The organism is Streptomyces sp. NPDC029164 (assembly GCF_055563995.1).
The window spans coordinates 1-26,419 of sequence record NZ_JBVHWW010000059.1 but is presented as its reverse complement, the minus strand read 5'-3'; the positions used below and the strand labels follow the sequence as shown (position 1 = coordinate 26,419).

Annotated in this window: 25 protein-coding genes; 11 read left to right on the top strand and 14 right to left on the bottom strand. The window is 72.2% G+C overall.

Annotated elements, in window-relative coordinates; genetic code table 11:
* Positions 1 to 138 precede the first annotated feature (138 nt).
* The 3 genes from ilvD to ACZ4VT_RS35555 form a co-directional block, all read right to left on the bottom strand.
* Positions 139 to 1,989: a dihydroxy-acid dehydratase gene (ilvD, locus tag ACZ4VT_RS35565; RefSeq protein ID WP_467955511.1), complete on the bottom strand. Its 1,851-nt coding sequence runs from the start codon at positions 1,987 to 1,989 to the stop codon at positions 139 to 141.
* 121 nt (positions 1,990 to 2,110) lie between these two features.
* Positions 2,111 to 2,734 carry a TetR/AcrR family transcriptional regulator gene (locus tag ACZ4VT_RS35560; protein WP_467955510.1) on the bottom strand — a complete coding sequence of 208 codons (624 nt, stop codon included), beginning with the start codon at positions 2,732 to 2,734 and terminating at the stop codon, positions 2,111 to 2,113.
* Positions 2,731 to 3,558, bottom strand: a complete 828-nt coding sequence (locus tag ACZ4VT_RS35555) for a sugar phosphate isomerase/epimerase family protein (protein WP_467955509.1) — start codon at positions 3,556 to 3,558, stop codon at positions 2,731 to 2,733. Before ACZ4VT_RS35555 ends, ACZ4VT_RS35560 begins: the two co-directional genes overlap by 4 nt.
* A gap of 267 nt (positions 3,559 to 3,825) precedes the next feature.
* Here ACZ4VT_RS35555 and ACZ4VT_RS35550 point away from each other — a divergent pair, with 267 nt between their 5' ends.
* Positions 3,826 to 4,938, top strand: coding sequence for an endonuclease/exonuclease/phosphatase family protein (locus ACZ4VT_RS35550; protein ID WP_467955508.1), 1,113 nt, complete (start codon positions 3,826 to 3,828; stop codon positions 4,936 to 4,938).
* A gap of 32 nt (positions 4,939 to 4,970) precedes the next feature.
* Here the strand turns inward: ACZ4VT_RS35550 and ACZ4VT_RS35545 are convergent, their stop codons facing one another.
* Complete coding sequence (locus tag ACZ4VT_RS35545) at positions 4,971 to 5,906, bottom strand: Ppx/GppA family phosphatase (RefSeq protein WP_467955507.1); 936 nt, start codon at positions 5,904 to 5,906, stop codon at positions 4,971 to 4,973.
* Between the two features lie 63 nt (positions 5,907 to 5,969).
* On the opposite strand from ACZ4VT_RS35545, the gene ACZ4VT_RS35540 reads away from it, so the two are divergent.
* A complete protein-coding gene (locus ACZ4VT_RS35540; RefSeq protein WP_467955506.1) occupies positions 5,970 to 6,857 on the top strand; it encodes a DUF3109 family protein in 888 nt (295 codons plus the stop codon).
* Positions 6,858 to 6,889: 32 nt separating this feature from the next.
* On the opposite strand, the gene ACZ4VT_RS35535 is transcribed toward ACZ4VT_RS35540, so the two are convergent.
* Entirely contained in the window at positions 6,890 to 8,680 is a 1,791-nt protein-coding gene (locus tag ACZ4VT_RS35535) for a BACON domain-containing protein (RefSeq protein WP_467955505.1), read from the bottom strand.
* 172 nt (positions 8,681 to 8,852) lie between these two features.
* On the opposite strand from ACZ4VT_RS35535, the gene radA reads away from it, so the two are divergent.
* Positions 8,853 to 10,265, top strand: coding sequence for a DNA repair protein RadA (gene radA, locus ACZ4VT_RS35530; RefSeq protein WP_467955504.1), 1,413 nt, complete (start codon positions 8,853 to 8,855; stop codon positions 10,263 to 10,265).
* Positions 10,266 to 10,438: 173 nt separating this feature from the next.
* Positions 10,439 to 11,563 (top strand): DNA integrity scanning diadenylate cyclase DisA, encoded by a 1,125-nt coding sequence (gene disA / locus ACZ4VT_RS35525; protein WP_361769502.1) that lies wholly within the window; start codon positions 10,439 to 10,441, stop codon positions 11,561 to 11,563.
* A gap of 23 nt (positions 11,564 to 11,586) precedes the next feature.
* Here disA and ACZ4VT_RS35520 read toward each other — a convergent pair whose 3' ends face one another.
* Entirely contained in the window at positions 11,587 to 12,390 is an 804-nt protein-coding gene (locus tag ACZ4VT_RS35520) for a hypothetical protein (protein ID WP_467955503.1), read from the bottom strand.
* 317 nt (positions 12,391 to 12,707) lie between these two features.
* Here ACZ4VT_RS35520 and ACZ4VT_RS35515 point away from each other — a divergent pair, with 317 nt between their 5' ends.
* The 6 genes from ACZ4VT_RS35515 (at position 12,708) to ACZ4VT_RS35490 (ending at position 18,533) form a co-directional block, all read left to right on the top strand.
* Positions 12,708 to 13,625: an HhH-GPD family protein gene (locus ACZ4VT_RS35515; protein ID WP_467955502.1), complete on the top strand. Its 918-nt coding sequence runs from the start codon at positions 12,708 to 12,710 to the stop codon at positions 13,623 to 13,625.
* A 307-nt stretch (positions 13,626 to 13,932) separates the two neighbouring features.
* Positions 13,933 to 14,493: a SigE family RNA polymerase sigma factor gene (locus ACZ4VT_RS35510; protein ID WP_319727094.1), complete on the top strand. Its 561-nt coding sequence runs from the start codon at positions 13,933 to 13,935 to the stop codon at positions 14,491 to 14,493.
* The gene (locus ACZ4VT_RS35505) at positions 14,481 to 15,176 is read left to right on the top strand and encodes a hypothetical protein (protein WP_467955501.1); all 696 of its coding nucleotides are present in this window, start codon (positions 14,481 to 14,483) and stop codon (positions 15,174 to 15,176) included. Before ACZ4VT_RS35510 ends, ACZ4VT_RS35505 begins: the two co-directional genes overlap by 13 nt.
* 29 nt (positions 15,177 to 15,205) lie before the next feature.
* Positions 15,206 to 15,919: a two-component system response regulator CseB gene (gene cseB, locus ACZ4VT_RS35500; RefSeq protein WP_467955500.1), complete on the top strand. Its 714-nt coding sequence runs from the start codon at positions 15,206 to 15,208 to the stop codon at positions 15,917 to 15,919.
* Entirely contained in the window at positions 15,916 to 17,232 is a 1,317-nt protein-coding gene (gene cseC / locus ACZ4VT_RS35495) for a two-component system sensor histidine kinase CseC (RefSeq protein ID WP_351299087.1), read from the top strand. Before cseB ends, cseC begins: the two co-directional genes overlap by 4 nt.
* Before the next feature lie 116 nt (positions 17,233 to 17,348).
* Positions 17,349 to 18,533, top strand: a complete 1,185-nt coding sequence (locus ACZ4VT_RS35490) for a LamG-like jellyroll fold domain-containing protein (protein ID WP_467955499.1) — start codon at positions 17,349 to 17,351, stop codon at positions 18,531 to 18,533.
* Between the two features lie 59 nt (positions 18,534 to 18,592).
* Here the strand turns inward: ACZ4VT_RS35490 and ACZ4VT_RS35485 are convergent, their stop codons facing one another.
* Positions 18,593 to 19,273 (bottom strand): M23 family metallopeptidase, encoded by a 681-nt coding sequence (locus ACZ4VT_RS35485; RefSeq protein WP_467955498.1) that lies wholly within the window; start codon positions 19,271 to 19,273, stop codon positions 18,593 to 18,595.
* Positions 19,274 to 19,923: 650 nt separating this feature from the next.
* Positions 19,924 to 22,449 carry an ATP-dependent Clp protease ATP-binding subunit gene (locus ACZ4VT_RS35480; protein WP_327415605.1) on the bottom strand — a complete coding sequence of 842 codons (2,526 nt, stop codon included), beginning with the start codon at positions 22,447 to 22,449 and terminating at the stop codon, positions 19,924 to 19,926.
* Between the two features lie 463 nt (positions 22,450 to 22,912).
* Here ACZ4VT_RS35480 and ACZ4VT_RS35475 point away from each other — a divergent pair, with 463 nt between their 5' ends.
* The gene (locus ACZ4VT_RS35475) at positions 22,913 to 23,512 is read left to right on the top strand and encodes an SCO3374 family protein (protein ID WP_467955497.1); all 600 of its coding nucleotides are present in this window, start codon (positions 22,913 to 22,915) and stop codon (positions 23,510 to 23,512) included.
* On the opposite strand, the gene ACZ4VT_RS35470 is transcribed toward ACZ4VT_RS35475, so the two are convergent.
* The 6 genes from ACZ4VT_RS35470 to ACZ4VT_RS35445 all read right to left on the bottom strand — a co-directional run bounded on the left by ACZ4VT_RS35470 (position 23,491) and on the right by ACZ4VT_RS35445 (position 26,166).
* Positions 23,491 to 23,832: a histone-like nucleoid-structuring protein Lsr2 gene (locus ACZ4VT_RS35470; protein ID WP_467955496.1), complete on the bottom strand. Its 342-nt coding sequence runs from the start codon at positions 23,830 to 23,832 to the stop codon at positions 23,491 to 23,493. The two genes, ACZ4VT_RS35475 and ACZ4VT_RS35470, sit on opposite strands and share 22 nt — an antisense overlap.
* A 164-nt stretch (positions 23,833 to 23,996) precedes the next feature.
* The gene (locus ACZ4VT_RS35465; protein ID WP_362801376.1) at positions 23,997 to 24,527 is read right to left on the bottom strand and encodes an amino-acid N-acetyltransferase; all 531 of its coding nucleotides are present in this window, start codon (positions 24,525 to 24,527) and stop codon (positions 23,997 to 23,999) included.
* 11 nt (positions 24,528 to 24,538) lie between these two features.
* Positions 24,539 to 25,039, bottom strand: coding sequence for a BlaI/MecI/CopY family transcriptional regulator (locus ACZ4VT_RS35460; protein WP_467955495.1), 501 nt, complete (start codon positions 25,037 to 25,039; stop codon positions 24,539 to 24,541).
* A gap of 108 nt (positions 25,040 to 25,147) precedes the next feature.
* The gene (locus tag ACZ4VT_RS35455) at positions 25,148 to 25,312 is read right to left on the bottom strand and encodes a hypothetical protein (RefSeq protein ID WP_351302752.1); all 165 of its coding nucleotides are present in this window, start codon (positions 25,310 to 25,312) and stop codon (positions 25,148 to 25,150) included.
* A gap of 14 nt (positions 25,313 to 25,326) precedes the next feature.
* Positions 25,327 to 25,926, bottom strand: coding sequence for a hypothetical protein (locus ACZ4VT_RS35450; protein ID WP_467955494.1), 600 nt, complete (start codon positions 25,924 to 25,926; stop codon positions 25,327 to 25,329).
* Positions 25,927 to 25,974: 48 nt separating this feature from the next.
* Positions 25,975 to 26,166 (bottom strand): DUF397 domain-containing protein, encoded by a 192-nt coding sequence (locus tag ACZ4VT_RS35445; RefSeq protein ID WP_030720495.1) that lies wholly within the window; start codon positions 26,164 to 26,166, stop codon positions 25,975 to 25,977.
* Positions 26,167 to 26,419 lie beyond the last annotated feature (253 nt).

Sequence of the window (26,419 nt, the reverse complement as noted above, 5' to 3'; positions counted from 1 at the left end):
CCCCCCCCCCCCCTCCCCCCCCCCCCCCCCCCCCCCCCCCCCCCCCCCCCCCCCCCCCCCCCCCCCCCCCCCCCCCCCCCCCCCCCCCCCCCCCCGGGGTCGATCGGTGTCAGCCCGTCGGTGTCAGCCCAGGCGGTGTCAGCCCAGGCGGGTGACGTCGCGGACCGCGCCCTTGTCGGCGCTGGTGGCCATGGCGGCGTAGGCGCGCAGGGCCGCGGAGACCTTGCGCTCGCGGTTCTTCGGCGCGTAGATGCCGCCGAGGGCCTGGTGGCGGGCCGCCAGCTCCGCCTCGGGGACGAGGAGCTCGATCGAGCGGTTCGGGATGTCGATGCGGATCCGGTCGCCGTCCTCGACGACCGCGATGTCGCCACCCGAGGCCGCCTCCGGGGAGGCGTGGCCGATGGACAGGCCCGAGGTGCCGCCGGAGAAGCGGCCGTCGGTCACGAGGGCGCAGACCTTGCCGAGGCCGCGGCCCTTGAGGAAGGAGGTCGGGTAGAGCATCTCCTGCATGCCGGGGCCGCCGCGCGGGCCCTCGTAGCGGATGACGACGACGTCGCCGGCCTTGATCTCCTTGCGCAGGATCTTGTCGACGGCCTCGTCCTGGGACTCGCAGACGACCGCCGGGCCCTCGAAGGTCCAGATCGACTCGTCGACGCCGGCCGTCTTGACGACACAGCCGTCGACGGCGATGTTGCCGCGCAGGACGGCGAGGCCGCCGTCCTTGGAGTACGCGTGCTGCACCGAGCGGATGCAGCCGCCCTCGGCGTCGAGGTCGAGGGTGTCCCAGCGCTCGGACTGGGAGAAGGCGGTGGCGGAGCGCTTGCAGCCGGGGGCCGCGTGCCACAGCTCCATGGCCTCGTCCGTGGCCGTGCCGGAGCGGGGGTCCCACTTGGCCAGCCATTCCTCCAGGCTGGCGGAGTGGACGGAGTTGACGTCCTTGTTCAGGAGTCCGCCGCGGTGCAGCTCACCGAGGATGGCGGGCATTCCGCCGGCCCGGTGGACGTCCTCCATGTAGTACGTGCCGCCGGGCGCCACGTTCGGCGCGACCTTGGACAGGCACGGGACGCGGCGCGAGACGGCGTCGATGTCGGTGAGGTCGTACTCCAGCCCCGCCTCCTGGGCGGCGGCGAGGAGGTGCAGGATCGTGTTGGTGGAGCCGCCCATGGCGATGTCGAGGGCCATGGCGTTCTCGAAGGCCTCGCGGCTGGCGATGTTGCGCGGCAGGACCGACTCGTCGCCGTCCTCGTAGTACCGCTTGGTGATCTCGACGACCGTGCGGCCGGCGTCCTCGTACAGGGCACGGCGGGCGGTGTGCGTCGCCAGGACCGAGCCGTTGCCGGGGAGGGCGAGGCCGATGGCCTCGGCGAGGCAGTTCATCGAGTTGGCGGTGAACATGCCGGAACAACTGCCGCACGTGGGACAGGCGTTCTCCTCGATGCGGAGCACGTCCTCGTCGGAGACGTTCTCGTTGGAGGCGTCGACCATGGCGTCGATCAGGTCGAGCTTGCGGACTGTGCCGTCGACGAGGGTGGCCTGGCCGGCCTCCATCGGGCCGCCGGAGACGAAGACGACCGGGATGTTGAGGCGCAGGGCGGCCATCAGCATGCCGGGGGTGATCTTGTCGCAGTTGGAGATGCAGATCAGGGCGTCGGCGCAGTGCGCCTCCACCATGTACTCGACGCTGTCCGCGATCAGGTCGCGGGAGGGCAGGGAGTACAGCATCCCGGCGTGGCCCATGGCGATGCCGTCGTCGACCGCGATGGTGTTGAACTCGCGGGGGACGGCGCCGGCGGCGAGGATCGCGTCGGAGACGATGCGGCCGACCGGGGCCAGGTGGGTGTGGCCCGGGACGAACTCGGTGAAGGAGTTCGCCACGGCGATGATCGGCTTCCCGATGTCCGAGCTCGCTACGCCCGACGCGCGCATCAGCGCACGAGCGCCTGCCATGTTGCGGCCGTGGGTGACGGTGCGGGACCTCAGCTCGGGCATGCGGTTCACTCCCCATGAGTGCGGCTGTACGGTCAGCCGCGACTGCGGATATGGCTCAGATACGAGGCTACGCCCACCGCCCGCGATCCGGACGCCGCGTCCGCATGACGGGACGACAGGCTCACTCTTCGGTCAGGTACCGCTGCAGTGTGGGGGCGACGAGCGCCACGATGTCCTCCACGTCCGCGGAGGCGAGGGGCTCGACCCGGACGACGTAGCGCAGGATCGCGATGCCGACCATGTGGGAGGCCGCGAGCTCGGCGCGGAAGGTCGGGTCGGGCACGTCAAGGTCGGCGGCGACCCGCTCCAGGACCCTCCGCAGCACCAGCCCGCGGAGCACCTTCGCGGCCGCCTCGTGGGTGAGGGCGGACCGGATCACCGCGAGCAGCGGGGCCCGGGTGACGGGGTTCTCCCAGACGCCGAGGAAGTACCGGGCCAGCCGCTCGCCGATGCCGTCCGGCCCGCTGCCGACGATCGCGGGGACCACGAGGGCCGGCTCCAGGCTCATCTCGATGGCGGCGGCGAAGAGGTCGTCCTTGCTGCCGAAGTAGTGGTGGACCAGCGCCGGGTCCACCCCCGCCACCTTCGCGACGCCTCGGACGGACGTCTTGTCGTACCCGCGCTCCGCGAACACCTCGCGGGCGGCCAGCCGGATCCGCTCCTGGGTGCCGGGCCCGTCGTCGGCCTCGTCCTGCCGCGGCCGGCCGGGCCCGCGGCGGCGCGGTTTCTCCGCTCCCGTGCTCATGCCCGCCGCGCCCCGTCCCGGGTGGCGGTGGCGAGGTGCAGCCGCGTGAAGGCCAGCGCCTCGGCGAGGTCGGCCTCGCGCTCGGCGGAGGACATCGCCCGCCGCGTGTTCACCTCGATCACCACATGGCCGTCGAACGAGGTCCGGGCGAGCCGCTCCAGCAGCTCGGCGCAGGGCTGCGTACCCCGCCCCGGGACCAGGTGCTCGTCCTTCGCCGAACCGTTTCCGTCGGCGAGGTGGACGTGCGCGAGCCGCTCGCCCATCCGGTCGATCATCGCGGTGGCGTCCGTACGGGCGGTGGCGGTGTGCGACAGGTCGACGGTGAAGTGCCGGTAGTCGTCCTTCGTCACGTCCCACTCGGGTGCGTACGCGAGCATCTCGCGGTCGCGGTAGCGCCAGGGGTACATGTTCTCCACGGCGAACCGGACGTCCGTCTCGTCGGCCATCCGCCAGATGCCGGTGACGAAGTCCCGCGCGTACTGGCGCTGCCAGCGGAACGGCGGGTGCACGACGACGGTGGACGCGCCGAGCCGCTCGGCCGCGGCCTGCGCCCGCCGCAGCTTGGTCCACGGGTCGGTGGACCACACGCGCTGGGTGATCAGCAGACACGGCGCGTGCACGGCGAGGATCGGCACCTGGTGGTCGTCCGACAGCCGGCGCAGCGCGTCGACGTCCTGGCTGACCGGGTCCGTCCAGACCATGACCTCCACGCCGTCGTACCCGAGGCGCGCGGCGATCTCGAAGGCGGTCGCCGTCGACTCCGGATACACGGAGGCGGTGGAGAGGGCGATTTTCGCGGTCGGGACGCGGACTGGTTCTGCCACGGGGACAGGGTACGGGGCCGACGCCCGCCCGGTACGTGACGGCCGCCACCCGGGGCCGGCCCGGGCCCGGCCGGTGGCCGGTCTCGGCCCTCGGCACGCGTCCCCGGCGGAACGGGACGGTCGTGGGCCGCGCCCGGGTGGCGGCCGGGCCCGGGTGCCGGGCCTAGGCCGCCCGGCCCACAGCTGGATCGCGACGCCCCGTCAACCGTCTTAGGTTTCGGCCAAGATGCGGGCGTTCGCCCGCTTTTCACCGAGAGGGCTGCCCGCATGACTCGCCGTTGGCTCACATCCACCCTGTGCGTGCTCGCGCTGCTCGCACCCGGATCGCTCGGCACGGCCTCGGCCTCCGAGGGGGGCCGGACGCCCTTGCGGGTCACGACCCGCAACCTCTACCTGGGCGCCGACCTCTCGCCGGTCCTCGCCGCCACCACCCCGCAGGGGCTCGTCGCCGCGGTGACCGCGGTGTGGTCGAGCGTCCGGGCGACGGACTTCACGGAGCGCGCCGAGGCGCTGGCCGACGAGATCGCCGAGAGCGAGCCCCACCTCGTGGGCCTCCAGGAAGCGGTGCTGTGGCGCAGCCAGACCCCGGCCGGGCCGGGCAGCGCCACCCACGTCGAGTACGACTTCCTGCGGATCCTCCTCGACGAGCTCACCGCCCGCGGCAAGCACTACGCCCCCGTGGCGAGCGTCACCGTCGGCAGCGACTTCGAGGCCCCGCGCTCCACCCCGGGCGGCCTCCAGGACATCCGCCTCACCGACCGCGACGTGCTCCTGGCCCGCACCGACCTGCCCGCACGCGCCTTCTCCGTGGCCCACGCGCAGGCCGCCCGGTTCGGCGACCACGTGACCGTCTGCCGGCCCGCGCTGGGCTGCCCGCCCGGTCCGGCCCTCAAGATCGAGCGCGGCTGGGTCTCGGCCGACGTCACGCTCCGCGGCCGCGCCGCCCGGGTGGTGACCACCCATCTCGAACCCGCCGCCCCCGCCGTCCAGGAGGCCCAGGCCGCCGAACTGCTCGCGGGCCCGCTGAACACCAAGCTCCCCACCGTGCTGCTCGGCGACCTCAACTCGGCGGCCGGCGGGGTCGGCGCGACGCCGGCGACCACCACCCGCAGCTACGACCGCCTCCTGGCCGCCGGCTTCCAGGACGTCTGGACCGCCAACCGGCGCCGCCCCCGCAGCCCCGGCTTCACCTGCTGCCAGGCCCCCGACCTGCGCAATGCCGCCTCCGGCCTCACGCAGCGCATCGACTACGTCCTCTTCCGCGGCAAGATCCACGCGCTGACGGCCGACCTGGTGGGCGCGAGCCCGGCCGACCGCACCCCCTCGGGTCTGTGGCCGTCCGACCACGCCGGCGTCACGAGCACGCTCCGGCTGCGCTGACCTCCCCCGGGCCACCCGCGCCAGGGCCGTCCCTAGGATCCCGTCGGCATGTGGTCCAGCCTGCGGAGGATCACGCCCTCGCGCAGGGCCCAGGGGCAGATCTCCAGCTCGTCGACGCCGAAGAGGTCCATCACGCCCTCCGCGACGAGCGCCCCCGCCAGGAGCTGGTTCGCCCGGCCCTCCGAGACACCCGGGAGGGCCGAGCGCTGGGTCGTGGTCATCGCCGCCAGGCGGGGGACCCACTCCTCCAGGGACTTGCGGCTCAGGTCCCGCTGCACGTACAGACCGTCCGCCGAGCGGGCCGCGCCCGCGATGCGGGCCAGCTGCTTGAAGGTCTTCGACGTCGCCACCACGTGGTCCGGGACCCCGAAGCGCCTGAACTCGCCGACCGTGCGGGCGATCTCCGCCCGCACGTGCCGCCGCAGCGCCCGGACGTCCAGCGCGTCCGGCGGGTCGCCCGGGAGCCAGCCCGAGGTGAGGCGGCCCGCGCCCAGCGGCAGCGAGACGGCCGCGTCCGGGTCCTCGTCGATGCCGTACGCGATCTCCAGCGAGCCGCCGCCGATGTCCAGGACGAGCAGCTTCCCGGCGGACCAGCCGAACCACCGGCGGGCCGCGAGGAACGTCAGCCGGGCCTCGTCCTCGCCGCTCAGCACCGGCAGGTCGACGCCGGTCTCGGCCTTGATCCGCGCGAGGACCTCGTCCGCGTTCGTGGCCTCGCGCACGGCACTGGTCGCGAAGGGGAGGACGTCCTCGCACCCCTTGTCCTCGGCGGCCTGCACCGCGTCGGAGATCACCGAGACGACGCGTTCCACGCCGTCGGGAGTGACGGCGCCGCCCTCGTCGAGGAGCTCCGCCAGCCGTATTTCCACCTTGTGCGAGTGCGCCGGCTGCGGGCGCGCGCCGGGGTGCGCGTCCACCACCAGGAGATGGACCGTGTTCGAACCCACATCAAGGACACCGAGTCTCATAGGGGGAAACGCTACTGCGAGGAACGCTCGGGGGTTGCGTAAGGGGCGCTTAGGCTTGGGTTTGTGCCAAATACGAAGAAGGCCAACAAGACCCGGTCGCAGAAGGACCCCGCCAAGGACCCCGCCAAGGGCAAGAACGCCGGCGCCAAGAACGCCGGGGGCAAGAGCGGCGGCGGCAGGAACGGCAAGGGCAAGCCCCCCGCCGTCTCCGACGAGAAGGGCCTCGACTTCCCCCGGGCCTGGGTGGAGTTCCCCGACCCCGCCGACGACGAGCAGATCTTCCGCTGCGACCTGACCTGGCTGACCTCCCGCTGGACCTGCATCTTCGGCAGCGGCTGCCAGGGCATCCAGGCGGGCCGGGCGGACGACGGCTGCTGCACGCTCGGCGCGCACTTCTCCGACGAGGACGACGAGAAGCGCGTCGCGCAGCACGTGGCCCGGCTGACGCCCGAGCTGTGGCAGTTCCACGACGTCGGCAGCGAGAGCGGCTGGACCCAGCACGACGACGACGGGGAGAAGCAGACCCGCCGCTGGGACGGCGCGTGCATCTTCCTCAACCGGCCGGGGTTCCCCGCCGGGGCCGGGTGCTCGCTGCACATCCTGGCGCTGAAGAGCGGCCAGGAACCGCTGGAGACCAAGCCCGACGTCTGCTGGCAGCTGCCGATCCGCCGGACGTACGACTGGATCGAACGGCCCGACGACACCCGCGTGCTCCAGGTGTCGATCGGTGAGTACGACCGCCGCGGCTGGGGTCCCGGCGGCCACGACCTGCACTGGTGGTGTACGTCGGCCACCTCCGCGCACGGCGCCGGGGACCCGGTGTACGTGTCGTACCGCGCCGAGCTGACGGAGCTGATGGGCAAGGAGGGGTACGAGGCGCTGGTGAAGCTGTGCGAGGCGCGGCTGGCCTCCCTGCTGCCGATGGCCCCGCACCCGGCGGACCCGGTCTGACCGGCGGTGTGCCGCCGGCCCGGCCAACCCGGCTAGCCCGACGGGCCCGGGTCCGGCCCGGGAGAAACCGTTCCGCCTGAGCCGTCCGGCGGCGTCGCGGTCGGCGTGGGCGTCGGGGACGGCGGCGGGATCGTCGGCTCCGTGGGCGTCGGGGTCGGCGTGGGCGGCTGCGTCGGGTCCGGATTCGGCGACGGGGGCGAGGGCTGCGTCGGGTCCGGCGTGGGCGTCGGGGTCGCCGCGGGGCGGCCGCGGCCCTGGATGGAGACCACCGCGCCGCTCGGATCGACCCCGACCCGGGCCGTCCAGGCCCCCACGGGCTGGGCGTCGGGGTCCACGGCGATCCGCAGGGTGACCGATTCTCCGGGGGCCAGCGTGCCCGCGGTGCGGCTCGCGCGCAGCCACGGCGCGTCGGACCAGAGCCGCCAGTCCACCGGGGCGCCGCCGGAGGCGGTGAGGATGAGCAGCGTGAGGGAACCGCGGGAGGACGCGGCGACGGAGAGGTGGCCGGCGTGGGCTCCGGCGTGGTCGGCTCCGGCCGGCGGGCCGGTGCTGATCACCTCGACGGAGACGTCGGAGTCGTCACTGCTCTGGGCGAAGCCGGGGCCGCCGGTGGTGCTGGCGGCGTTGCCGGTGTTCTCGTACGCCGACAGCGGGCGGCCGTCGGTCCGTGCCGTCGGGAGTTCGGACTCGCCGGCGGAGATGCGGGTGGAGTCGCCGCCGACGGGCTCACCGGTGCTGGGGGCGCCGCGGTACGCCGCCCACAGCGCCAGCACCGGGGCGGCGACCACGGTGGCGACGACGGTCGTGGTCACCGCCCGGGCGCGCAGCCGGTCGCGGCGGGCCGCGCGGTCCCTGGGGTCCATCGGGAAGCCGGTGCGGTCGAAGCGCGGGCCCGGCCTGCGGCCGCGGCCCCGGCCGGAGCGGAGCATCGCCGCGTGGACGGCGGTGCGGGGGGCGGGTACGAGCGGGAGGGCGGCGGTGTTGATGCCGCCGGAGCCGGGCCAGGGGGCGGCGACGCCCACGCGTTCGGCGACGCGGCGGCACCGGGGGCAGTCGTCGACGTGGCGGACGAGTTCGGCGCGCAGGGTGCTGGACAGCAGCACGTTGCCGTCACCGTCTCCGTCGCCGTCGTCGCCCGTGAGGAGGGAGACGGCGGAGCAGTTCCCGGTCTCCACGACGGCGAGGGCGGCGCGGGTGCGCTCCACCTCGCAGGCGGCGCCGGACAGGAGCTCGCGGGCGGTGGCCGGGGGCGTGCCGAGGACGGCGGCGAGCTCGGGGACGCCGAGGCGGTGGCGGACGGCGAGTTCGAGGGCCTCGCGCTGCGCGGGCGTGGTGCCGGCGGCCTCGGGCCAGGCGAGCCGGGCCAGTTCGGTACGGCGGTAGGCGTGCACGTCAACGAGCCGGTGGCCGTCCGGGGCGCGGCCGGCTCCCGGGGCAGTGCCCGGGTTTGTGTCACCACCCGGCGCACGGTTGCGCTCGATGTGCTCCGGCGCACGCCGGGCGGAATGCGCTCCCTGCCGGGTGCGCCGTTGCTCTGCCAGCCGGCGCAGACAGCCCCAGCGGGCGAGCGCGTAGAGCCAGGCCCGCCGGTCCCCCTCGTCGGGGCAGCGGCCGGGGTGCCGCTCGGCCACGGCGAGGACGTCGCCCAGCACGTCGGTGGCGGTGTCGTGGTCGCACAGGACCGACAGGCAGTACGTGAACAGACCGTCCAGGTAAGGCTCGTGCCGGAAGGGGGGCGGCTGCTCCCCCTCGCTGTGCGTGCGCCCGTGCGCCCGGTGTGCGCCGGTGTGCGCTGAGGGGTGTGCCTGGTTGCTGCTGTTCACCTGGCGACCGTAGGCGGCGTGCCGGTGGTGCCCTGGAAGCCTTCCCCACTTTTAGCCCTTACGGGTGAACAGATCGGTGGTCCGCTGACGCGGCGCCCTGACGTGGGAGGATTCCGGCGGCCGCCGGAGCCCTCCCACCGCATTGTCGGTGCGGGCGGCTACCGTGAGCGGCATGGCTGCCCGCACCGCTCGTTCATCCGCCAAGGACCGGCCGTCCTACCGCTGTACCGACTGCGGCTGGACGACCGCGAAATGGCTCGGGCGGTGTCCCGAGTGCCAGGCCTGGGGCACCGTCGAGGAGATGGGCGCGCCCGCCGTGCGGACCACCGCCGCCGGCCGGGTCTCCACCGCCGCCCTCCCGATCGGCCAGGTCGACGGCCGGACGGCGACCGCGCGCAGCACCGGCGTGGACGAGCTGGACCGCGTCCTCGGCGGCGGGCTCGTCCCCGGCGCCGTGGTGCTGCTCGCCGGCGAGCCCGGCGTCGGGAAGTCGACGCTGCTGCTGGACGTCGCGGCGAAGGCGGCCAGCGACGAGCACCGCACGCTGTACGTGACGGGCGAGGAGTCGGCGAGCCAGGTGCGGCTGCGCGCCGACCGGATCAACGCCCTCAACGATCACCTCTACCTGGCCGCCGAGACCGACCTGTCCGCCGTCCTCGGGCACCTCGACGCCGTGAAGCCCTCCCTGCTGATCCTGGACTCCGTGCAGACCGTCGCCTCCCCCGAGATCGACGGCGCGCCCGGCGGCATGGCCCAGGTGCGCGAGGTGGCCGGGGCACTGATCCGGGCCTCCAAGGAACGCGGGATGTCCACCCTCCTCGTCGGCCACGTGACCAAGGACGGGGCCATCGCCGGCCCCCGTCTGCTGGAGCACCTCGTCGACGTCGTACTGAGCTTCGAGGGCGACCGGCACGCCCGGCTGCGGCTGGTGCGCGGCATCAAGAACCGGTACGGCGCCACCGACGAGGTCGGCTGCTTCGAACTGCACGACGAGGGGATCACCGGACTCGCCGACCCGAGCGGGCTGTTCCTGACCCGGCGCGCCGAGGCCGTCCCGGGCACGTGCCTGACCGTGACGCTGGAGGGCAAGCGTCCGCTGGTCGCCGAGGTGCAGGCGCTCACCGTCGACTCGCAGATCCCCTCCCCGCGCCGCACCACCTCCGGTCTGGAGACCTCGCGCGTCTCGATGATGCTGGCGGTGCTGGAGCAGCGCGGCCGGATCACGGCGCTCGGCAAGCGCGACATCTACAGCGCGACCGTGGGCGGAGTGAAGCTGACCGAGCCGGCCGCCGACCTGGCGATCGCGCTCGCCCTGGCCTCCGCCGCCAGCGACGTACCGCTCCCGAAGAACCTCGTGGCGATCGGCGAGGTCGGTCTGGCCGGCGAGGTGCGGCGGGTGACCGGCGTCCAGCGGCGCCTCGCCGAGGCGCACCGGCTCGGCTTCACGCACGCGCTGGTCCCGGCGGATCCGGGGAAGGTTCCGGCCGGGATGAAGGTGATCGAGGTGGCCGACATGGGCGATGCGCTCCGGGTGCTGCCGCGCGGGCGCTCCCGTACGCCGGCCAAGGAGCGGGCCACCGACTGACGGGGCAGCGGCCCTGGTCAGGGGGTCCGTACGGGGCCCCCGCAAGCCCTACCTGGCCAAGCCACGGCGGGGCCGTAGCGCGCGCCGGTAGACTTTGGGCTGGTCCGCCCGGCCGTACGCACGTCCTCGTGCCCGCGGCGCGGGGCGGCGCAACCCGCGACCGGAGGAGTGCAGTGGCAGCCAAGGACGGGGCAGCAGCATCCGGGAAGTCGGGCGCGAGCTCCAAGCAGGAGGCCATGATGCGCGCCTCGCTGAGCGCGGTCGCACCTGGTCAGCCGCTGCGTGACGGCTTGGAACGGATCGTTCGCGGCAACACCGGCGGGCTCATCGTCCTCGGCATGGACAAGTCCGTCGAGGCCATGTGCACCGGTGGTTTCGTCCTCGACGTGGAGTTCACCGCGACCCGGCTGCGGGAGCTGTGCAAGCTCGACGGCGCGCTCATCCTCGACAAGGACATCACCAAGATCCTGCGGGCCGGTGTGCAGCTGGTGCCGGACGCGTCGATCCCGACGGAGGAGACCGGTACGCGCCACCGCACGGCGGACCGCGTCTCCAAGCAGTGCGGCTTCCCCGTGGTCTCCGTCTCGCAGTCGATGCGGCTGATCGCGCTGTACGTGGACGGCGAGCGACGGGTCCTGGAGGAGTCCGGGGCGATCCTGTCGCGGGCGAACCAGGCGCTGGCCACGCTGGAGCGGTACAAGCTGCGCCTCGACGAGGTCGCGGGCACGCTGTCGGCGCTGGAGATCGAGGACCTGGTCACGGTCCGCGACGTGACGGCGGTCGCGCAGCGGCTGGAAATGGTCCGCCGGATCGCGACCGAGATCGCCGAGTACGTGGTCGAACTGGGCACGGACGGGCGACTGCTGTCGCTGCAGCTCGACGAGCTGACGGTGGGCATCGAGCAGGAGCGGGAGCTGGTCATCCGGGACTACGTGCCGGAGCCGACGGCGAAGCGTTCCCGCACGGTGGACGAGGCACTGGCGGAACTGGACGCGCTGACGCACCCGGAGCTGCTGGAGCTGGCGATCGTGGCGAAGGCGCTGGGGTACACGGGCTCGCCCGAGACCCTCGACTCGGCGGTGTCGCCCCGCGGGTACCGGCTGCTGGCGAAGGTGCCGAGGCTGCCGGGCGCGATCATCGAGCGGCTCGTGGAGCACTTCGGCGGACTGCAGAAGCTGCTCGCCGCGAGCGTCGACGACCTGCAGACGGTGGACGGCGTCGGCGAGGCGCGTGCGCGCAGCGTCCGCGAGGGCCTGTCCCGCCTGGCGGAATCCTCGATCCTCGAACGCTACGTCTAGAACCCCGGGGCTCCGCCCCCGTATCAGTCCTGCTTGAGGACGAACGAGGTTCGGGCGACCGGCATGCCGGGGGACTTGACCTCGACCACGTACGTGTCAGGGGCCGCAGACCCCGCCGGAGGCGCCTGGCACTGGTCGGCCGCGCTGAACCTGCGGTCCCATTCCAGCGACTGCTTCGTCTCCCCCTGCGCCGGCAGGCGGAAGAAGGCGTTGCCCGCGCCGGCCGGGCAGTCCGCCGAGGACCACACCGCCTTGCTGCTGCTCGCCTGAAGGATGGTCAGGACGGCCTGACGCGGGCCGAGGTCCATCTTGCAGGTGGTGCCGGAGGTGTTGCGGGCGACCAGTTCGAGCCTGGGCTTCTCGTTCGCCTCGTACTCGTTCTTCACGCTCTTGACCTCCCACTGCAGCGCACCCGGCGCGCACGTGGGAAGCGGGGAGTCCGCCGGGACCTGCGCCGGCCCGGCCGCCGCGCCGCCACCGCCCGAGCCGGACCCGCCGCTCGCGGCCGTGCCGCTGCCCGGCTCGCCGTTCTTGCCCGCGCCGCCGCTCCCACCGCCTTCGGAGCCGGTGGTTCCGCCGCCCGACTCGGTGCGCCCTCCGGGGGCCGCGCTGATCGCGGGGCCCGTACCGGCCGGGCCGGGGGTGATCGAGGCGACGGGGTCGGGGCCGCCCTGGCCCTTTCCGTTCGTACTCGTCTTCCCCCCACCGGAACTGACGGTCCATACGGCGAGGAGCGCGAGGAGCGCGACGACGGACGCCAGCACAGCCCTCCGTCGCCAGTAGATGGAGGAGGGGAGCGGCCCGACCGGATTGCGCAGAGATCCCACGGAGGGAACTTTACGAGAGATCGCGGCCCGATCAGTGCCCCCCATGCCGCGCGGCAGGCTCGATTTGCCGATGATCATCCTGCGGGAGTACGCGGACCCGCCGGGAACCAGCCAGAGGCCTGATGCGGCGACGGGGCCGCTCTGCCTACCTTCGGTAGCCATGCACAGCTCAGACCTCTCCCTACGGGCTCCTGTTCTTCGGTGTGCTCTTCGCCGCCGTCTGCCGCCATGCGGGCGAGCGGGGTCCGCGCGGCCGTCTGGTTCACCGGTCCGGGCCCGGCGGGGCGGGCCCGAAACGTGCCAGGATGCCGTCTGTCATGACTGCATCCCCCGCTTCCGCCACGGCCGTATCCCCCGACTCCTCCCACGCGCTGCACTCCCCCGTCATCGCGTGGTTCGACGAGCACGCCCGCGACCTGCCCTGGCGCCGCCCCGAGGCCGGCCCCTGGGGGGTCATGGTCAGCGAGTTCATGCTCCAGCAGACCCCGGTCAGCCGGGTCCTCCCGGTGTACGAGCAGTGGCTCGCCCGGTGGCCCCGCCCCGCCGACCTGGCCGTCGAGGCCCCCGGCGAGGCCGTACGGGCCTGGGGGCGGCTCGGCTACCCGCGCCGCGCCCTGCGGCTGCACGGCGCGGCCGTCGCCATAACCGAGCGGCACGGGGGCGACGTACCGCGGGAGCACGCGCAGCTCCTCTCGCTGCCCGGGATCGGCGAGTACACGGCGGCCGCCGTGGCCTCCTTCGCGTACGGCCAGCGACACGCCGTCCTCGACACGAACGTCCGGCGGGTCTTCGCGCGCACCGCCACCGGGGTCGAGTACCCGCCGAACGCCACCACCGCCGCCGAGCGGCGCCTGGCCCGGGCCCTGCTGCCCGAGGACGAGGCGACGGCGGCGCGCTGGGCGGCGGCCTCGATGGAGCTCGGCGCGCTGGTGTGCACGGCGAAGAGCCCCGATTGCGCGCGCTGCCCGGTGGCCGGGCTGTGCGCGTGGCGCCTCGCCGGGAAGCCGGCGCACGAGGGGCCGCCGCGGCGCGGGCAGACGTACGCCGGGACCGACCGGCAGGTGCGCGGCAAGCTCCTCGCGGTTCTCCGGGAGGCGGTGGGCGCCGTTCCGCAGGCCGTGCTCGACACGGTGTGGGACGAGCCGGTGCAGCGGGCCCGGGCACTGGACGGGCTGGTCTCCGACGGGCTGGTGGAACCGCTCGACGGGGGCTTCTACCGGCTTCCGCAGACCTGACCGGAACCGCCGCCGGGCGCGGGTCCGGATGGGCCCGAAGGGGGTCCGGATGGGGTCCGGGTGACCTGCGGACGACCGCCCGGCGAGCGCTCGGCGACGGCTCCGCGACCACCCGTAGTCGACCTTGAAACTGAGTCGACAATTCCGCTTCTCGCCGGGAAACCGCAGCTCACGGCACTGTTACACAACCTATGGGTGTCCGTGCGCCCACCGAAGGCTGGCTCGCACAGGCCCGTGACAAGCCCTCCGTACCTTCGAATCCGTAAGACAGCGGATGAGCGGTGGACGGCAGCGGAGGCGGTCTCAGATGGCGCACGGTGAGGTACTCGAATTCGAAGAGTACGTACGCACCCGGCAGGACGCGCTGCTGCGCAGCGCCCGGCGCCTGGTCCCGGACCCCACCGACGCCCAGGACCTCCTGCAGACCGCCCTCGTGCGCACCTACGGCCGCTGGGACGGCATCGCCGACAAGTCCCTGGCCGACGCCTACCTCCGGCGCGTCATGATCAACACCCGTACCGAGTGGTGGCGCGCCCGCAAGCTCGAAGAGGTCCCCACCGAGCAGCTCCCCGACGCCTCCGTCGAGGACGGCTCCGACCAGCGCGCCGACCGCGCCCTGCTGATGGACATCCTCAAGGTGCTCGCGCCCAAGCAGCGCAGCGTGGTCGTGCTGCGACACTGGGAGCAGATGAGCACCGAGGAGACCGCCGCGGCGCTCGGAATGTCTGCGGGTACCGTGAAGAGCACTCTGCACCGCGCGCTGGCCCGTCTCCGGCAGGAGCTCGAGAGCCGGGACCTGGACATGCGGGCGCTGGAGCGCGGTGACCACACCATGCGGTACGAGGGGCGTGAGCGGTGCGCGGCCTGAACGGCCAAGTTCTGACCAGCGGGAAATCGCTGGTACTGGTGTCGGCGGGGACGGTCGTCCTCGTCGGCACTGCCGTGTTCGCGGTCGGTTGCGCGACCGGCGGCACCGGCCTGCGCGACGGCGGCCCCGCCCGCTCCGACGCGGTCGCGAAGGCCAGCCCGGTCGCCCCGTCCACCCCCGCCGACCCCTCCTCGGGCGCGGCCTCCGCGTCCGGCCGGCCCTTCAAGAAGGTCGACCCCGTCGCACTGCTCAAGGCGGACCCGAAGGTCAGCGCCGAGATCAAGCGGGACCTCAAGCCCTGCGCGGGCAAGGAGTACCCGGTGGACGTGAGCTACGGGAAGGTCACCGGCAGCCCCGTCGTCGACATCGTCGTCAACGTCCTGTCCTGCGCCGACGCCCTGGGCCGCGGCTCGTACGTGTACCGGGCGGACGGCGGCTCGTACGAGAATGTGTTCTCGGACGAACAGCCACCCGTCTACGCGGAGATCGACCGGGGCGACCTGGTGCTCACGAAGCAGGTCTACGGAAAGAGCGACGCGCTCGCCTATCCGTCGGGCGAGGACGTGATCACGTACCGCTGGAACGGGGAGGCGTTCACCGAGCAGGACCGAGTGCACTCGGAGTACAGCAACGTGGTCGACGGCGGTCTCCAGTCCTCCCCGGCCACGAGTCAGAAGAACTGAGCACAGAGGAACCGAGGCGAGGCTTCCGCATGGCCGAGACCCATGTCCTGTTCGTGGAGGACGACGACGTCATCCGTGAGGCCACGACCCTGGCGCTCGAACGCGACGGGTTCGTGGTCACGGCCATGCCCGACGGCCTGTCCGGCCTGGAGTCCTTCCGCGCCGACCGGCCGGACATCGCGCTGCTCGACGTGATGGTCCCCGGCATGGACGGCGTGAGCCTGTGCCGCCGCATCCGCGACGAGTCCACCGTCCCCGTGATCATGCTGTCGGCGCGCGCCGACTCCATCGACGTGGTGCTGGGCCTGGAGGCGGGCGCCGACGACTACGTCACCAAGCCCTTCGACGGCTCCGTGCTCGTGGCCCGGATCCGCGCCGTGCTGCGCCGCTTCGACCACTCCGGCGGCCCGCAGAACGGCGGACCGGGCTCCTCCCACGACGCCTCGGACCCCGAGCGCGGCGTGCTCTCCTTCGGCGACCTGGAGGTGGACACCGAGGGCATGGAGGTCCGCAGGGCGGGCGCCGCCGTGGCGCTGACGCCGACCGAGATGCGGCTGCTGCTGGAGTTCTCCTCGGCGCCCGGCACCGTACTGTCGCGCGACCGCCTGCTGGAGCGGGTCTGGGACTACGACTGGGGCGGCGACACCCGCGTCGTCGACGTCCACGTACAGCGGCTGCGCACCAAGATCGGCCAGGACCGGATCGAGACGGTCCGGGGCTTCGGATACAAGCTCAAGGCATGAGACGGTTCACCCTCCGTACCGGGATCCGCTGGAAGATCACGCTCGCCATCGCCGCCGTGGGCGCCCTCGTCACGATCGCCCTGAGCCTGGTCGTGCACAGCGCTGCCCGCGTGTCCATGCTGGAGAGCGCGCGCGAGGTGCAGCTGGACCGCGTGCAGTTCATCTCCCGCAACGCCGAGGCCGGGCGCAAGCCGCCGATGGGGGCCAAGCTCAACGACCCCGAACTCCCCGCCGAGCTCCGGCACAAGGCGCAGTCGGGGCGGCGCGGGACCTACATCCAGGAGCGGCCGCACGGGCTGCCCGAGGTGTGGGCCGCCGTGCCGCTCGGCAACGGGCAGGTGCTGTCGCTGCACACGCAGTTCCGGGAGAGCGCCAATCTGATCCCCGACCTGGACCGGGCGCTGGTCGTCGGCGGGCTCGCCGCCGTGATCGGCGGATCGGCGCTCGGCGTGCTCATCGGCGGGCAGATCTCGCGCAGGCTGCGCAAGGCCGCGGCCGCCGCGCAGCGGGTGGCGCACGGTGATCCCGACGTACGGGTGCGGGACGCGGTCGGCGGCGTCGTCCGGGACGAGACGGACGACCTGGCACGGGCCGTGGACGCCATGGCCGACGCCCTGCAGCAGCGGCTGGAGGCCGAGCGGCGGGTGACGGCGGATATCGCGCACGAGTTGCGGACGCCGGTGACGGGCCTGCTCACGGCGGCGGAGCTGCTGCCGCCGGGGCGGCCGACCGAGCTGGTCCGGGACCGGGCGCAGGCGCTGCGCGCGCTGGTCGAGGACGTGCTGGAGGTGGCCCGGCTGGACAGTGCCTCGGAGCGGGCGGAGCTCCAGGACGTGGCGCTGGGCGAGTTCGTGAGCCGGCGGGTGACGGCGCTGATGCCGGAGGCGACCGTACGGGTCGTCGCGGACGAGATCGTCAGCACCGACCCGCGGCGGCTGGAGCGGATCCTGGGGAACCTGCTGGCCAACGCGGCGCGGTACGGGCAGCCGCCGATCCAGGTCGACGTCGAGGGCCGGGTCGTACGGGTGCGGGACCACGGGCCGGGCTTCCCCGACGCTCTGCTGCGCGAGGGGCCGAGCCGCTTCCGCACCGGGTCGACGGACCGCGCGGGCGTGGGGCACGGCCTGGGCCTGACCATCGCGGAGGGCCAGGCGCGGGTGCTGGGGGCCCGGCTGACCTTCCGCAACGTGGCGGCCCCCGGCGGCTTCGACCGCGAGGGCACCGCGGCGGGCGCGGTGGCGGTCCTGTGGCTGCCGGAACACGCGCCGACGGCGACGGGCAGCTTCCCGGTGATCAAGCTGCCGCAGGGCTGACGGCCACGGGGCCGTACCGGTGCGGCGGGCCGGACCGTACCGGTGCGGCCGGCCGGCGGCTCCCGGAGCGGTACCGGGCGGTACGGCGCGGGGGGCCGTGTTTTAGCATCCCTGGCATGACCGACGCCGTGAATCCCCCGAGCAACCCGCAGCCCGAGCCCGCCCCCGGAAGCGGCGGATACGGGTTCCCGCCGGGTCCGCCCGCGCAGGGCGGCGGCCACGGCTTCCCGCCCGGCCCGCCCCGCCAGGGCGACGACCAGGGCGGCTACGGATACCCGGCCGGTGGCGAAGGGTACGGCTACGGCTACCCGCAGCAGGGGCAGCAGCCGAACCCGTACCAACAGCAGGACGCCTCAGCGGGGTGGGCACCGGCCCAGCCCGCGCAGCCGCTCATATCCTCGTCGTCGCAGCCCGACTGGGAGGCCATGGCCGACCGGTCGGCCGCCGAGCGGCGCAAGAAGCGGCTGTGGATGCTGGGCGGCGGGGTGACCGTACTGGCGCTGCTCGCCGGCGGCGGAACGTTCTTCCTGCTGGGCGACGGCGGCGACGGGCCGGAGGGCGCCGACGCCCAGCCCTCGACGTCCGCCGCGCCGGAGCCCGGTGATTCGAAGTCCCCCGCGGGCTACACCGCGACCGTCGAGGGCGACGCGACCCTGCTGCGCGACAGCTACGGCAAGACCGGCATCCGGCTCGGCCCCGACTTCCAGGTCGGCCCGCTGGGCAAGCGGTTCCAGATCGTCGGGAAGGGCAACGCGAACTCCTACGCCCAGTCCGCCGAGCCCGTCGTGGACGTGACCAAGAGCTTCACCGTCACGGCCCGCGTCTACAGCTCCGGCGCCAAGGGTTCGCGGATCGCCATCAGCCAGGGCGACGGGGAGTCGTTCTCCTTCGAGCTGGGGGTGAACGAGGTGGGCGGCAAGCAGGCCTGGATCTTCCGCGTGCAGACCGGCGACAAGGGCGCCGCGGCCACGACGCGGACCGTCACCGCCGAGGGGCCCACCGTGCTCAAGACCCCCACGATGCTGATGGCGACCTACGACGCCGAGAAGAAGACCATCGCGCTCTACGTCGAGGGCAAGAAGGCCGGCGAGACCACCCAGGTGCCGCCGATCTGGCAGGCCCCCGGTCCGCTCCAGCTGGGCCGCTCCAAGCACCACAACATCTGGACCGGCCCCTGGCAGGGCGCCCTGCACAACATCAAGTTCTATGACACGGCGTTCACGCCGGAGCAGGCCGCCGCGTACAAGGAGGGCAAGCTCGGTCCGGAAACGAAGCCGGCCCACGCGTGGCTGCTCACCTGAGCAGCCGGCGGGGCCGGGTCGTGGGGCCGGTCACGGGGACCGGCCGGGTCATACGATGATCAGATGCTGACGCCGACGGTGCGCAGGAAGGCCACCGGGTTGACGGCCGAGCCGTAGTTCGGGGTGGTGCGGATCTCGAAGTGCAGGTGCGGGCCGCTAGAGTTGCCGGTGTTGCCCGACAGCGCGATGCGCTGGGAGGCGGCGACCTTCTGGCCGATCTTGACCTGGATCTTCGAGAGGTGCGCGTACTGCGAGTACGTGTTGTTCGCGTGCTTGATCACGACGGCGTTGCCGTACGCGGGGCCGTCGCCGCCGCCGTTCGGGCCGGCCTTCACGACGGTACCGGCGGCCGCGGACTTGACCGAGGTGCCGACCGGGACGGCGAAGTCCTGGCCGGAGTGCTTGTGCGACCACATGCTGCCGCCCTTGCCGAAGGTCGCGGACAGCGTGTACTTCTCCAGCGGCTTGTCCCACAGACCGGTCTTCGAGGCGGTCTTCGCGGCGGGCTTCGCGGCGGGCTTCGCGGCGGGCTTCGCGGCGGGCTTCGCGGCGGCCTTGGCGGCCGCGCCGGCCTGGGCGGAGGCCTGCTGGGCGACCAGCTCGGCGGTACCGGCGAGGGCCGTCTGCGCGGTGTCGGCGAACGCGGCGGTCGTCCCGGCCCCCAGGGCCAGCACCGCACCGAGAGCGGTGGTGCCGACGGCGATACGGGTACGACGGGTGCTGACGCGCTTCGCGGACATGTGCAGACCTCCGGGGCCGGGGACAAGGGCGGTTCACGCCCGTCACGGGCATGAAGTGACCCGGCACGCTGGAACGTGTGCCGGGTTGGCTCACCTTTGGTAACCCGCGGCCGGGGACTTCCCCAAATGTCCCGGTTACTACCTGGGCTCGTAGCGGGGTGGGTGTGATGCGCTCGATTGACGGCCTTCCTCCTGGGCCGAAGGTCCCTTCCGGAGGGCCTTTGGATCTACGAATCCACCTAGTACGTCCGTTTTGTTCTGTGCGGCTTGTCACCGGCCGGGGACCTTCGACCCGCCCGTTCGGGACCATCGGCGGGCAACCGGCACCGCGCTCCGGCGAAGCGGACCCCGCCCCCCGCACGAGGGCGCGAGACGGCGAGGGGGCGGGCGCGGGCCTCGCTGGACGCCCGCCGGCCCTTCCAGGGCCTCCAGAGCCCCCTGGGGGGCGCGCGGAGTCCGCCCACGGAAAAAGGGGCGGGGGGGGGGGGGGGCCCCGGTCAGGGTGCTCCCTCTTCTTTTTCTTTCTGTTCTCTTCCCCCTTCCCCCGCCCCGACCCCCCTTAGGACACGCGACCCCACCCCCCCAAAAACACCCCCCCCCCCCCCCCCCCCCCCCCCCCCCCCCCCCGCCCCTTTGGTGCTCGGTCGCGCTTACGCGCCCTTCGACAGGTCCGGGCCGGAGCCCGTGGCCTCGATCGGGGGGAGGTCCGGCAGAGCCGACTTCTCCTCGCCGCGGAAGGTGAACTTGGCTTCCTCGCCCTCACCCTCCTTGCCGACGACCACGATGTGACCGGGACGCAGCTCGCCGAAGAGGATCTTCTCCGACAGGATGTCCTCGATCTCGCGCTGGATGGTCCGGCGCAGGGGCCGGGCACCCAGGATCGGGTCGTAGCCGCGCTTGGCGAGCAGGAGCTTCGCGTCACCGCTCAGCTCGATGCCCATGTCGCGGTCCTTCAGGCGCTCGTCGACCTTCGCGATCATCAGGTCGACGATCTGGATGATGTCTTCCTCGGTGAGCTGGTGGAAGACGACCGTGTCGTCGACACGGTTGAGGAACTCGGGCCGGAAGTGCTGCTTGAGCTCTTCGTTGACCTTCGCCTTCATCCGCTCGTAGCCGGTCTTCGTGTCACCCTGCGCCGCGAAGCCCAGGTTGAAGCCCTTCGAGATGTCCCGGGTACCCAGGTTGGTCGTCATGATGATGACCGTGTTCTTGAAGTCCACGACCCGGCCCTGGGAGTCGGTCAGACGACCGTCCTCCAGGATCTGGAGAAGGGAATTGAAGATATCCGGGTGGGCCTTCTCGACCTCGTCGAAGAGGACGACGGAGAACGGCTTCCGGCGCACCTTCTCGGTGAGCTGGCCGCCCTCTTCGTAGCCCACGTAGCCGGGGGGCGAACCGAAGAGACGGGAAACCGTGTGCTTCTCGCTGAACTCCGACATGTCGAGGGAGATCAGCGCGTCCTCGTCACCGAACAGGAATTCGGCGAGCGTCTTCGAGAGCTCGGTCTTACCGACACCGGACGGGCCGGCGAAGATGAACGAGCCACCCGGGCGCTTCGGGTCCTTCAGACCCGCACGGGTACGACGGATCGCCTGGGAGAGCGCCTTGATGGCGTCCTTCTGGCCGATGACCCGACGGTGGAGCTCGTCCTCCATGCGGAGCAGTCGCGACGACTCCTCCTCGGTGAGCTTGAAGACGGGAATGCCGGTCGCGGTCGCGAGGACTTCGGCGATGAGCTCGCCGTCGACCTCGGCGACGACGTCCATGTCGCCGGCCTTCCATTCCTTCTCGCGCTTGGTCTTCCCCGCGAGCAGCTGCTTCTCCTTGTCGCGGAGAGAAGCCGCCTTCTCGAAGTCCTGGGAGTCGATGGCCGACTCCTTGTCGCGGCGCACGGCCGCGATCTTCTCGTCGAACTCGCGGAGGTCCGGCGGTGCGGTCATCCGGCGGATGCGCATCCGGGAGCCGGCCTCGTCGATCAGGTCGATCGCCTTGTCCGGGAGGAAGCGGTCCGAGATGTACCGGTCCGCCAGCGTCGCCGCCTGGACCAGGGCCTCGTCCGTGATGGAGACGCGGTGGTGGGCCTCGTAGCGGTCGCGCAGGCCCTTGAGGATCTCGATCGTGTGGGGGAGGGAAGGCTCCGCCACCTGGATCGGCTGGAAGCGGCGCTCGAGGGCCGCGTCCTTCTCGAGGTGCTTGCGGTACTCGTCCAGCGTCGTGGCACCGATGGTCTGGAGCTCACCACGGGCCAGCATGGGCTTGAGGATGCTGGCGGCGTCGATCGCGCCCTCGGCGGCGCCCGCACCCACGAGGGTGTGGAGCTCGTCGATGAACAGGATGATGTCGCCGCGGGTGCGGATCTCCTTGAGCACCTTCTTCAGGCGCTCCTCGAAGTCACCGCGGTAGCGGGAACCGGCGACCAGGGCGCCGAGGTCAAGCGTGTAGAGGTGCTTGTCCTTGAGGGTCTCGGGAACCTCGCCCTTGACGATCGCCTGCGCCAGGCCCTCGACGACGGCGGTCTTGCCGACGCCGGGCTCGCCGATGAGGACCGGGTTGTTCTTCGTACGGCGGGACAGCACCTGCATGACCCGCTCGATCTCCTTCTCGCGCCCGATGACCGGGTCGAGCTTGGATTCGCGGGCCGCCTGGGTGAGGTTGCGGCCGAACTGGTCCAGGACGAGCGAGGTCGAGGGCGTGCCCTCGGCCGGGCCGCCGGCCGTGGCCGACTCCTTGCCCCCGCCGGTGTAGCCGGAGAGCAGCTGGATGACCTGCTGCCGGACTCGGTTGAGATCGGCGCCCAGCTTCACGAGGACCTGGGCGGCGACGCCCTCGCCCTCGCGGATCAGGCCGAGCAGGATGTGCTCGGTGCCGATGTAGTTGTGGCCGAGCTGGAGGGCCTCTCGGAGCGAAAGCTCCAGGACCTTCTTCGCCCGCGGGGTGAAGGGGATGTGGCCGGAAGGGGCCTGCTGCCCCTGTCCGATGATCTCCTCAACCTGCTGGCGAACAGCCTCGAGCGAAATCCCGAGGCTCTCCAGGGCCTTAGCGGCGACACCCTCACCCTCGTGGATCAAGCCCAGGAGGATGTGCTCGGTGCCGATGTAGTTGTGGTTGAGCATCCGGGCTTCTTCCTGAGCCAGGACGACAACCCGCCGCGCGCGGTCGGTGAACCTCTCGAACATCGTTTATCGCTCCTCAGAGCGGTCGGGCAGTTCGGGGTCGGTCCCCGCCCTGTCCTTCCGCATGCTAGTCCCGCGGGGCGGGACAGCTCATTCCAACTGCCGACATCCGTCCTCGGCTCACCCCTGCATCAGCGGGGAAAACCGGCTTGAAGAGCCGACAACTGCTCCAACTCGATGGTGCGAGACGATGTTCCCGCAGGCCAGGCAGATACCCGTCATGCGTGTACGCCGACGGCGAACGGAAGCCCGTCAAATCAGCGTGTCGCCCCGATCCACTAGGAATGTCTTACCCGTAAGGACTGACACTCCATGCCCGTGGCACCGGTCCCCTCAGCTAAGGGCGAACACAGTTCCGTCCCGAATGTGGGACTCCGCCGCCACGGATGTTTACGTTCCGCATATGAGTGAGTGCGGTGTGTCACGGCAACCGTAACCCCGGGGCGTTTCGCGAGTTGCTCCGGGCATGGCCCTCACCGTTGTGCCGACCGTCCCGCCGCCCCGCGTCGCGCCGGAGGAGCGTGCGTACGCCTCCTGGTACGAACAGGTGCTCGGCTGGGCCGTCACGGGCGGTCCGCCCGGGCTGCTCCCGACCGGGATCCGGTTCGACGTGCTGGAGCTGCCGTCCGACGCGGGAGCGGCCCTGCTGCGCAGGCCGGTCGCCACGGGCCCGGTGGCGCTCATGGGGCGCCGGATGCGGTTCCTGGTGGCCGCGGGGAGCGCAGACGAGCTGGAGGGGCTGCTCGACTGGCTGGAATGGGGCGGGGTCGCCCTGGACCTGACCGCCCTGGGTGCGGGTGGCCGGATCACCGCCCCGGCTCCCCCGGGGCGGCCCCTGGGAGAAAGCCCTCGGGGAGCCGCTGTGTGGCTGCGACCCCCCGAGCAGGGGTGTGAAGCACTGCTGCCGGCCCTGCCCGGTCCCGGGCGGGCCGCCGGACCCGGCCCCGGAAAGGGCACCGCCGGGCCCGATCTCGTACGCCTGGTGGCGGCGGCGGCGACGGAATGCCACCGGGCCCGCCTGGGGCGGCGTACGGCGGGGGTCCGTCAGCCCTTGGCCTTTTCGTAGGCCTCGCGGATCTCGGCCGGGACGCGGCCGCGGTCGTTCACGTTGTAACCGTTCTCCTTGGCCCACGCGCGGATCTCCGCGGTGTCCGGGTTGCCGGTCGTCGCGGAGGCGCGGCCACCCTTCGCACGTGCCGCGGTGGCACGGCCACCGGTGCGGCGGCCGCCCTTGGTGTACGGGTCGAGCAGACCGCGGAGCTTTTCAGCGTTGGCGGTGGTGAGGTCGATCTCGTAGGTCTTGCCATCCAGAGCGAACGTCACCGTCTCGTCCGCCTCGCCACCGTCGAGGTCGTCGACAAGAAGGACCTGAACCTTCTGTGCCACCGGGATTTCCTTTCATCGAAAAGCAGTACGTGGAAAGGAAACCGCTTTTGCCTGGAAAACACAAACCCCCGGGGAGAGGTTCAGGACCACAACAGGGCGGGAAACATACGCGATTCGGACATAGGCCACAGGTTGCTGATCGACGGAAAAGCGTAGGCCATCGATCAGAGGTGCAGAAGCATCCGACTGTTGCCCAAGGTGTTCGGCTTCACTCGTTCGAGACCGAGGAACTCGGCGACACCCTCGTCATAGGAACGCAGGAGCTCCATGTAGACATCGGTCTCGACCGGGGTCTCGCCGATCTCGACGAAGCCGTGCTTCGCGAAGAACTCGACTTCGAAGGTCAGGCAGAAAACCCGGCTCACCCCGAGCGTGCGGGCGGTCCGCAACAACTGCTGCAGCACCTTGTGGCCGACGCCGGCGCCCTTCAAGCCGCGGTCCACGGCGAGAGTACGCACTTCCGCAAGGTCTTCCCACATCACGTGGAGAGCGCCACAGCCGACCACCTGACTGTCGGAGTCGCGTTCCGCGACCCAGAACTCCTGGATGTCCTCGTAAAGGACGACCGGGGCTTTGTCCAGCAGGATCCGCTGCTGCACGTACTGGTCGAGGAGGCGGCGCAGCGCGGGAACATCACCGGTGCGGGCACGGCGGATCGTCACTGTTTCTGCGTGTGCAGAGGAAAACTCTCCCATGGCTGCGGACGCTATCGCCCCGGCTCCTGCGGGCGCTCGGCGGAGTCCCCTTCGGCTTCCTGCGGAGCGGGGAGTTCGGCGGGGGCTTCGGCGGCGGGTTCGGCGAGGGGTTCGGCAGGAGGTTCCGCCGCGGCCTCGGCACCGGACTCGCCGTCGTGCTGGACGACCCGTACGGCGTCCCGGAGTGCCTCCCGCTGTTCCGCGGACATCATGCCGAAGAACGCGACGAGGGCGGCCGCGGGGTTGTCGCTCGTCGACCAGGCTTCGTTCATCAGTGCGGCCGAGTAGGCGGCGCGGGTGGAGACCGCCGTATATCGATAGGCGCGGCCTTCGGCTTCCCGGCGGACCCAGCCCTTCTGATGAAGATTGTCCATAACGGTCATGACCGTGGTGTACGCGATGGACCGTTCCTGCTGGAGGTCTTCCAGAACTTCACGAACGGTGACCGGGCGGTTCCACTGCCACACCCGCGTCATGACGGCGTCTTCGAGTTCTCCCAAGGGGCGAGGCACAACAGCACGATAGTGCTGCTTGTGCGGAATTGCCCGACTATTCGCTCGGCAACGCGCGACAAAATCGGGAGTGCGGCCGATGCGGCCGCACTCCCGTCGCCCGGAGGGCTACTGCTGCTGGCGCGCGGCCTCGGCCCGGGCGATCACGGCGTCGACCGCGGCGTCTTCCTTGGCCTTGTTGGCGCCGCCCTGGCTCTTCACGATCGTCACCACGAGAGCGATGAAGAACGCGGCCATCACGACGGGGGGCACGAGCGCGGAGACGTAGTCCATGCCCCACAGCGTAGCTACCCGGCGGCCCGCCCGGCCGCCGGGGGCGGGCCGGGCTTGCGGCGCGGCGGGAACACCTCGCCGGGGGTGGGAACCGGCCGCTCGGGACGCGGCGACTCGGGACTCGGCGGCTCCTTGGGCCGCGGAGCCGGCTTCGGCTGCTCCTCCCGCCCGCCGGCCAGCGCCAGCAGCCGGGTCCGGGGCGCGGGGGTCGTCGACAGCCGCCGGCGTACGGAGCGCTCCGCGACGACCTGGGCCCGCTCCAGCAGCGCCGCCGCGACCGGATTGGCGCGGAGCGCGCGCAGGGCGGCGAGGTCGTCGGGGGCCGGTTCGTAGCCGGCGGCCAGGGCGTCCTGCAGCAGCTCCAGGTAGCCGGAGAGGCTGCCGGGCAGGGCGCCCCGGTAGCGGGCGAGGTCGTCGAGGAGGAACGCTCTGAGCCGGCCCGCCTCCTGGACCGCGTCGTCCACCGACTGCGCGAGGTGCAGGCAGTCCTGGACCTCCGCGGCCGCCAGGGGGGCCGGAGAGGACTGAAGGGCGTGGGCGAGGAGACGCCTGAGCACGTGCAGCTCAGCAGCGCTGAACGCCATGCCGCCGCGGGATCCGTAGGGCGTGGGCATGGGCCGAAGATACGCGCTAATCGGACAAAATCCCCTGAGGGTGAGCCATTACGGCGCGGCGGTTTCCTTGACGGCACGAATGAAATCCGCCCAGGCCGCCTGCGTCGTGGCGAGCACGAGGTGCGCGGGGTCGACGCGGTCGGCGACCTTGACGAGGGCTCCGGGGGCGGTGGCGACGTACACGCAGGCGTCGCCCTCACTACAGAACGAGGACTTCCGCCACGTGGGCTGAGCGGTCATGGTGTCTCCTCCGGGCAACGGGGGCCGGTAATTGCCGTCGAGGGACGGTAACTCCGACACCGGCCCGGACCGATGAGTTTCCCGGAATTCGGTGATTCGTGGCGAAGCCGCGCGTAAGCCGTTCCGCCCGGCTGAAAGACCTAGGGGGTGGGTTGGGGGGGGGGGGGGGGGGGGGGGGGGGGGGGGGGGGGGGGGGGGGGGGGGAGGAGGGGCGGAGAAGAAGAGAGGGGGAGAGAAAGCGAACCCGAAACCA

Bases quoted from the DNA above. Each gene is read 5' to 3' on its own strand.
- ilvD (WP_467955511.1), bottom strand. From the start codon at position 1,989: ATGCCCGAGCTGAGGTCCCGCACCGTCACCCACGGCCGCAACATGGCA.
- ACZ4VT_RS35560 (WP_467955510.1), bottom strand. From the start codon at position 2,734: ATGAGCACGGGAGCGGAGAAACCGCGCCGCCGCGGGCCCGGCCGGCCG.
- ACZ4VT_RS35550 (WP_467955508.1), top strand. From the start codon at position 3,826: ATGACTCGCCGTTGGCTCACATCCACCCTGTGCGTGCTCGCGCTGCTC.
- ACZ4VT_RS35545 (WP_467955507.1), bottom strand. From the start codon at position 5,906: ATGAGACTCGGTGTCCTTGATGTGGGTTCGAACACGGTCCATCTCCTG.
- radA (WP_467955504.1), top strand. From the start codon at position 8,853: ATGGCTGCCCGCACCGCTCGTTCATCCGCCAAGGACCGGCCGTCCTAC.
- ACZ4VT_RS35515 (WP_467955502.1), top strand. From the start codon at position 12,708: ATGACTGCATCCCCCGCTTCCGCCACGGCCGTATCCCCCGACTCCTCC.
- ACZ4VT_RS35510 (WP_319727094.1), top strand. From the start codon at position 13,933: ATGGCGCACGGTGAGGTACTCGAATTCGAAGAGTACGTACGCACCCGG.
- cseB (WP_467955500.1), top strand. From the start codon at position 15,206: ATGGCCGAGACCCATGTCCTGTTCGTGGAGGACGACGACGTCATCCGT.
- cseC (WP_351299087.1), top strand. From the start codon at position 15,916: ATGAGACGGTTCACCCTCCGTACCGGGATCCGCTGGAAGATCACGCTC.
- ACZ4VT_RS35490 (WP_467955499.1), top strand. From the start codon at position 17,349: ATGACCGACGCCGTGAATCCCCCGAGCAACCCGCAGCCCGAGCCCGCC.
- ACZ4VT_RS35485 (WP_467955498.1), bottom strand. From the start codon at position 19,273: ATGTCCGCGAAGCGCGTCAGCACCCGTCGTACCCGTATCGCCGTCGGC.
- ACZ4VT_RS35480 (WP_327415605.1), bottom strand. From the start codon at position 22,449: ATGTTCGAGAGGTTCACCGACCGCGCGCGGCGGGTTGTCGTCCTGGCT.
- ACZ4VT_RS35475 (WP_467955497.1), top strand. From the start codon at position 22,913: ATGGCCCTCACCGTTGTGCCGACCGTCCCGCCGCCCCGCGTCGCGCCG.
- ACZ4VT_RS35465 (WP_362801376.1), bottom strand. From the start codon at position 24,527: ATGGGAGAGTTTTCCTCTGCACACGCAGAAACAGTGACGATCCGCCGT.
- ACZ4VT_RS35455 (WP_351302752.1), bottom strand. From the start codon at position 25,312: ATGGACTACGTCTCCGCGCTCGTGCCCCCCGTCGTGATGGCCGCGTTC.
- ACZ4VT_RS35450 (WP_467955494.1), bottom strand. From the start codon at position 25,926: ATGCCCACGCCCTACGGATCCCGCGGCGGCATGGCGTTCAGCGCTGCT.
- ACZ4VT_RS35445 (WP_030720495.1), bottom strand. From the start codon at position 26,166: ATGACCGCTCAGCCCACGTGGCGGAAGTCCTCGTTCTGTAGTGAGGGC.